Origin of the sequence: Bacteroides sp. 41_26, assembly GCF_949740115.1 — a bacterium.
Classification (GTDB): domain Bacteria; phylum Bacteroidota; class Bacteroidia; order Bacteroidales; family Bacteroidaceae; genus Bacteroides; species Bacteroides nordii.
Map to the genome: position 1 here is coordinate 1 of NZ_CATJGZ010000029.1, position 6,473 is coordinate 6,473.

Here is a 6,473-nt window from a genome sequence, read left to right on the forward strand (position 1 = left end):
GTGCCATTCAGGCACGCCCGCAGGAAAAATGGGTTATTATGTTCAATAGGGTTTTCTACAGCCCTGCACGTTCCCCGTGCTCCCGGGCTGCCCTGCGGACGATAGCCGCCGCCCTGTGTGCTTCCGGTTGCGGATGGCGTTCAGCCGCCACCCCAAAGGGGCCCTCGTCGGCTGTCCGAGCCGCAGTATTACGGGCATTCGTGACGGAAGTATTTGCCCCCTCCCTGCTTTTGCCGGCAAGCCGTCAAAGCGGGCGCCTCCCCCCCGCGGGGGAATAGTACGGCATACGTTCTCCCCTGCGGCGTGCCTGCCGACGACAGCCGTAACCGGCTGCACGGCGGGACGGCTACGGCAAAAAACCACGTCACATTTTACGTCACAAAAGCTACCAACGTCACCAATTACGTCACATTTTACGTCACAAAAGCTACTAACGTCACCAATTACGTCACATTTTACGTCACAAAAGCTACCAACGTCACCAATCACGTCACATTTTACACAAAAGCCCTTCCCTCAGCAATAAATCTCCATGTTAACTGTATATATCCGTACAAATCACAAACGGCTCGTACCAGCAACAAATAAATATCGTACCTTTACTACAGGAAACAAACCAACCACCTTCAATATGAACAACTTATCATCATCTAACAACGTACCTAACCTCCAACGTAAGGCAACCACCCCGCAGCAACTTGAAAACCGGGCTTACGGAATCAAAGAACTTGCCGTCCTCTACTTCCCCAACATCGCACCGGCAAGCGCAAGCAAACGCCTGAAACAATGGATTACCGACAGTCCCGAGTTACTGGCCGAACTGGACAAAACCAACTACCACACCCAGCAACGCATCATCACGCCCCGGCAAAAAGACCTTATCGCAAACGCATTCGGATCACCCTTTTAACTGACACCATGACACGCACTATCAACCTGATCGTAATCCACTGCACCGCATCCCGCTGCACTTCCACCCTGACACCCGAAGCCCTTGACGCCGAACACCGCCGCCGGGGTTTCAACGGTTGCGGCTATCATTTCTACATCACCCGGGACGGACAAGTACATGCCATGCGTGAAATCAACCTGACCGGAGCGCACGCCAAAGGATACAACGCACACAGTATCGGTATAGCCTACGAAGGTGGACTCGACGCAAACGCACAGCCAACCGACACACGTACGCCGCAGCAGAAACAAACCCTAATCGCCCTACTCCGTCAGCTTCGTAATACCTACCCCGCAACACGCATCTGCGGACATCGTGACCTCAGCCCCGACCTGAACGGAAATGGCGTCATTGAACCACAAGAATATATCAAGATGTGCCCCTGTTTCAACGCTGCAAACGAATACGCCGCACTGTAACCGGACGAAAAAGCGGATACAAATGCCACTACCAGCCCGCAGCCGCCCGAACCGACAACACCACCGTAGCAAGCCCCTACCTTTGCCGGCGAATCATTTAAAAAGGAGGTCACAATGAAACCGTTTTGGAAAGGCACTCTCAAAGTGCTAAGAGTTCTTTGTAAGTTCGTCACTTGGTTGACAGGTCAAACCGCCAACGAAGACACGGGCAAATAAAGTCAATCCTCTTTTGAGAGCCGTACGCTAACCCCGTGCGGCTCTTTTTTCATGCCATAACCGCACATAACAAGGCACATGAGGACACACCGCCCGCCCCATTTACTCAATAAAGGTACATTTGCAGTACAAACAAACCGATTGTATAACTAAAAACAAAACTCACACAATTATGGCTTATGTAGCTTATTCCGTTATCACCCGCACCAACCCCCAAAAGAAAGAGGAACCCGCCAAATTCTACGCCCAAATACAGGCAAAGGACGAATACACCTTTGACGATCTTGCCGCCGCAGTAGAAGGACGTTGTTCTGTTACATCCTCAGACGTTAAAGCGGTCATGGACGCCGTTATGAAAGAGATGTCCGCACAACTCAAAGATGGCAAAATTGTACGTATCAACGACCTCGGCACGTTCCGTATCTCTGCCACATCGCAAGGCGTAGACACCGAAAAGGCGTTCAACGCAAGCAAGATTACGAAAGCACGCATCTTGTTCCGCCCCTGCAAGGAACTGAAAAACATGTGTACCTCAATCAAATTTACGAAATTCGGCGGAACGATGGAAAAACCGGAAGACCCCGACGGCGAAGGCGGCGAAGTTATCGACCCGATGGATTAACAGGGCAAAACGCACTGAAAAACATCCGAAAACGTCCGGACGAAATAAAAAATCGTCCGGACGTTTTTTTATTTCCACCTGACGAAGTGCCGGGAACATAAAGAAGATGCACTCACCCCCTCTTTTTAGCCCTGTCAAGGCATTACATTCACGTTTACAGCCATTTACATAACCGGACAAAAGAACATCAAAAACGGAGAAAGCAGAAGGTATCTGCACGAACCCCGTGGCCGTCTCACGCACATATATACATTTGCAACATTATTAACCCCTTAAAAATTAATATATTATGGCTGTCAAGTATTCTGTAGTAGCTCGCAAAAACCCTCTTAAAAAAGATGAACCGGCAAAGTATTACGCCCAAGTGCAAAGCAGCGGCGAGGATGATTTCAAAAGCATGACCCGTGCCGTGGCCGACCGTTGTACGGTGACCGGTTCGGACGCAAAAGCGGTGCTCGACGCATTTATGACTGTTATGTTGCAACGACTTGCCAACGGGCAGATTGTACGCCTGAACGATCTCGGAAGTTTCCGTATTTCCATTTCCAGTCAGGGCATGGAGAAAGAAAAAGAAGTAAATGCCGCCAAAATTGTAAAGGCACGCATCATCTTCACACCCTGCGCCGACCTGAAAGCAATGTGTAAATCGCTCTCTTTCACCAAAGCAGGTACAATCCAAGCGGGCGGTAATGGTGAAGGCAACGAAGGTGAAGGAGAAGACCCAAGTGTATAAACACTGCTAAATGCCCTTTATAGGAGAGGACAAAAAACAATTCGCCCGGGTGATATTTCCATCATCCGGGCGAAATCGTTTATATCGTAGAACTTATCCGATTGTTTCTACCTGCTGGCTATTGGCTTCGTTTATATCAACATGAAAAGCATTTATCAACAAATTGAACAAATTCATATTCAGGTAAAAGTTATCCCGTCCCAGTTTCATTTTACTTAGAAAGCCCGCATCAACCAACTGATTAAGGTACGAAGTGGCAGTGGGACGTGATACGCCCAATTCATCACATACAAAATCTATTTTTGTGTAAGGATGCTTAAACAGGTTGTTCAGCAAATCCTGCGAATAGATTTTGGGAAATTGCTCTCTGATTCTCTTTTTATATTCCATCATCAAAGACTTCATTTTCAAGATAAGTTCAACTGTCTCCTGAGACGTTTCTTCCAATCCTTTCAGGAGAAACAGAACCCATGCTTCCCACTCCTGATTGTCTCTGACGGCTTGGAGTAAACGATAATATTCCCCTTTGTTCTTGATGATATAGCGGCTCAGGTACAACACCGGCAAATCCAACAAGCCTTGAATAACCAAATACAGGATATTGACGATTCTCCCCGTTCTGCCGTTACCATCGGAAAATGGGTGAATACTCTCAAACTGATGATGAATGACGCACATCTTAACCAGCGGGTCCAGATCGCTAACCGAATCGTCATTAATGAACTTTTCCAGATTAGACATACAGGACACTATTTCATCATAACTCTGAGGCGGTTCATATACCGCTTCCCCCGTACGGTCATTGATAAGAGCCGTGCCCGGCGTCACCCGATAGCCTGCCTGATTGTGCTTGATTCTCCTATAAATTTCAATCATGTCGTTACAGGTCAGCAACCCGTGTTGCTTAACCAACTCAAAACCGTGTATCAATGCTTCCGAATAGCTTTGCACCTCCTTAGTGGCAGCAGTAATAGCCGTATGGAGTGATAACTCGGCTTTATATAGTTCGTCGTGGGTAGTAATGATACTTTCTACGGCCGAACTGTCTTTTGCCTCTTGCAGCGACAGCGTATTAATCAATATGGTAGTATTGGGCATAGACAAAACAGCCCCTTTCAGTTCGGCAAGTCTCCGGTGCGACTTGGCCGCTTGCTTCAAAACGGCTTTCGTTTCAATCTCTTGTTGCAGTGGTAACGTGGGAATTTGATACATTTCTTTTTATACGTTTATAAAGATGATACGCACAAATATATAAAAAAAGATGCGTTTTCTTTATACGTTCATGGAGATATATAAAAAAAACACGTTTTTCTTTATATATGCACACGGTTATACAAAAGAAACACGTTTTTCTTTCTACATATTTATGTATCTTTGCTCCGTGCTCTCCGTCGAGAGAACACCTTGTTTTTATTACGTTTAGTCAAGACTCTGAGAAAAAGCGGCAATTTTTTCTAAGCAAAGCAACGACTAAACGGACTGGTTGCGTTGTATCCTTACAACTCAATAAGCGTGTCCGTTTAGGTTTATAATTGCTTTGCTGGGTTGATGCCGCTTCCCTCTCTGAGAATTATATTCACTAATGCGGGCACGTCCCTTTTAAATCTATTGATATGGAAAATTACGGCAAACAAAACTTCTTTGGTCTACCACACAAAGCCGCTTACTGCTTGGTGATTAGTACATGGATTATCAGTATATATGTCATTATAGGGCAACGAATAATCATCCGGCAATATCAAAACATAATAGATGAAGCCATACACAGCAATCAAACCCAGATTGTACCCAGTTGCCGAACGTTACTCAAGCCCGAACCGCCGTTTGACTGCATGACGATCACCGAATACAACTATATCTTCAATCCGGAAGACGACGGAAGCCGGTAAACGTGTCTTTTTCCTCTTTTCCCGCACGAAGATAGGGCGCAGCCGTCCATCCATCAATGACCGCTACGCTATTTCAGCACAAAATATCCTGCGCTCCTGCGTCGTGCGGTATTTTCTGCCGAAATTCATTGCCGGCTGCCCGTCCGTGTCCTGATGGATGTTTAAGAAAAAAGAAAAAAAATGTGTAGGGGCTGCGCTGGTGATACCGGAAATTATGTGCATCTTTGTGTGTTTCCTGTAGCGTCGGCCTTGCCGGTTACTTGGCGGCTGCTGAGAGACGGCTATTTGATAGCTTTAGATAAACGGTTCTGCTCCCGTGCCTGATACTGTAATAGGTCGGCATATTTTTCTTTCTTTGTTTCTGCATCGAATGTCTGATAGTGCAGCGGGTCAGCAGAACCGTTCTGTTTTCATTAAATCTCCCCTATACAAAGGCGTTCAGCAAACAATCCTATCAATAAAAGTGTTTCATTGTACATTTTTTATCCTTTTGTTATGGCAATTCAAAAATAATCACCACCTTTGTGGTGCACTACGTATTTTTATTAATGCGAAACGAAGGGATAACATCTCTTTGTTTTAAACTGGCTACGGACATAATCTATTTTATGTCCGCAGCTTTAGGATAAAACGGCTCTGCCCCCGTGTCTAACTTGTAATGGGTTAGCATATGTTTTTCCTTTGCTTCGCATTGAGATTACGTAGTGCAGCGGGTCAGCAGGGCCGTTCATTTTTCCCTGCCCGATTATACGTTTGAACTATGGGCAAACAATCTACTATCAAAATCCTGTATTTCCATCGACGCAGAACCAACGCAAGCGGTTGGTATCGGCTGAATTACATTCTTCAACGAGGAAAAAAGATACTATATTATGCCACCGAAACAAGAGATTTTGAATTGTTGGACTGCCTTACATCCTCCTGTAGAGCCGAACAGATAGCGATTATTATCAATGCAGCGAAGTACATACTAAAGGTACATAAGGTAAGATACTCCTGCCTGACAATTGCAGTCGGCCATGAATATGCCAATCAATACAAAGCCCGCATCAAACAAACCTGTACAGGAAACCGATTTTGCAAATCCGACATAATCTGGACAAGGTGCCCGCGAAGTGTAATACCTATAAAAATACCATTTTCCTTCTAATTTTTTCATAATAAATTCTTTTTCATTTTTATTTTAAATCTAAATCCTGCTTGCCTAACCAGTTAGCTCGCCGAACCGCTGTCACTCTACCCCTTCCCGGAGGACAGCGGTTCTTTTTTGCCATATCCGCATGCAGCGGGCGGCGTAGCCGTCCCGCCGTGCAGCCGGTTACGGCTGTCATCGGCAGGCATGCCGCAGGGGAGAACGTATGCCGTACTATTCCCCCGCGGGGGGAGGTGCCCGCTTTGACGGCTTGCCGGCAAAAGCAGGGAGGGGCAAACACTTCCGTCACGAACGCCCGTAAGACTGCGGCTCGGACAGCCGACGAGGGCCCCTTCGGGGTGGCGGCTGAACGCCATCCGCAACCGGAAGCACACAAGGCGGCGGCTATCATCCGCAGGGCAGCCCGGGAGCACGGGGAACGTGCAGGGCTGTAGAAAACCCTATTGAACATAATAACCCATTTTTCCTGCGGGCGTGCCTGAATGGCAC

Annotated in this window: 7 protein-coding genes; 5 read left to right on the forward strand and 2 right to left on the reverse strand. The window is 46.9% G+C overall.

Going from position 1 to position 6,473, the window contains the following annotated elements; all coding sequences use genetic code 11:
• Positions 1-631: 631 nt before the first annotated feature.
• The 4 genes from QX565_RS00340 to QX565_RS00355 all read left to right on the forward strand — a co-directional run bounded on the left by QX565_RS00340 (position 632) and on the right by QX565_RS00355 (position 2,942).
• Positions 632-910, forward strand: coding sequence for a DUF4248 domain-containing protein (locus QX565_RS00340; protein WP_289290557.1), 279 nt, complete (start codon positions 632-634; stop codon positions 908-910).
• Positions 911-918: 8 nt separating this feature from the next.
• The gene (locus tag QX565_RS00345) at positions 919-1,371 is read left to right on the forward strand and encodes an N-acetylmuramoyl-L-alanine amidase (RefSeq protein WP_289290559.1); all 453 of its coding nucleotides are present in this window, start codon (positions 919-921) and stop codon (positions 1,369-1,371) included.
• 388 nt (positions 1,372-1,759) lie between these two features.
• A complete protein-coding gene (locus tag QX565_RS00350; RefSeq protein WP_289290561.1) occupies positions 1,760-2,209 on the forward strand; it encodes an HU family DNA-binding protein in 450 nt (149 codons plus the stop codon).
• A gap of 289 nt (positions 2,210-2,498) precedes the next feature.
• Entirely contained in the window at positions 2,499-2,942 is a 444-nt protein-coding gene (locus QX565_RS00355; protein ID WP_289290562.1) for an HU family DNA-binding protein, read from the forward strand.
• 93 nt (positions 2,943-3,035) lie between these two features.
• Here QX565_RS00355 and QX565_RS00360 read toward each other — a convergent pair whose 3' ends face one another.
• Entirely contained in the window at positions 3,036-4,154 is a 1,119-nt protein-coding gene (locus QX565_RS00360; protein ID WP_289290564.1) for a Fic family protein, read from the reverse strand.
• A 401-nt stretch (positions 4,155-4,555) separates the two neighbouring features.
• Here QX565_RS00360 and QX565_RS00365 point away from each other — a divergent pair, with 401 nt between their 5' ends.
• A complete protein-coding gene (locus QX565_RS00365) occupies positions 4,556-4,831 on the forward strand; it encodes a hypothetical protein (protein ID WP_289290565.1) in 276 nt (91 codons plus the stop codon).
• A 970-nt stretch (positions 4,832-5,801) separates the two neighbouring features.
• Here the strand turns inward: QX565_RS00365 and QX565_RS00370 are convergent.
• On the reverse strand, positions 5,802-5,990 hold the full coding sequence (locus tag QX565_RS00370; protein ID WP_289290566.1) for a hypothetical protein: 189 nt from the start codon (positions 5,988-5,990) through the stop codon (positions 5,802-5,804).
• Positions 5,991-6,473: the final 483 nt, after the last annotated feature.

What these genes read in the sequence shown, in the direction of transcription:
- QX565_RS00340 (WP_289290557.1), top strand. Translation starts at nt 632, where the DNA reads ATGAACAACTTATCATCATCTAACAACGTACCTAACCTCCAACGTAAG.
- QX565_RS00345 (WP_289290559.1), top strand. Translation starts at nt 919, where the DNA reads ATGACACGCACTATCAACCTGATCGTAATCCACTGCACCGCATCCCGC.
- QX565_RS00350 (WP_289290561.1), top strand. Translation starts at nt 1,760, where the DNA reads ATGGCTTATGTAGCTTATTCCGTTATCACCCGCACCAACCCCCAAAAG.
- QX565_RS00355 (WP_289290562.1), top strand. Translation starts at nt 2,499, where the DNA reads ATGGCTGTCAAGTATTCTGTAGTAGCTCGCAAAAACCCTCTTAAAAAA.
- QX565_RS00360 (WP_289290564.1), bottom strand. Translation starts at nt 4,154, where the DNA reads ATGTATCAAATTCCCACGTTACCACTGCAACAAGAGATTGAAACGAAA.
- QX565_RS00365 (WP_289290565.1), top strand. Translation starts at nt 4,556, where the DNA reads ATGGAAAATTACGGCAAACAAAACTTCTTTGGTCTACCACACAAAGCC.
- QX565_RS00370 (WP_289290566.1), bottom strand. Translation starts at nt 5,990, where the DNA reads ATGAAAAAATTAGAAGGAAAATGGTATTTTTATAGGTATTACACTTCG.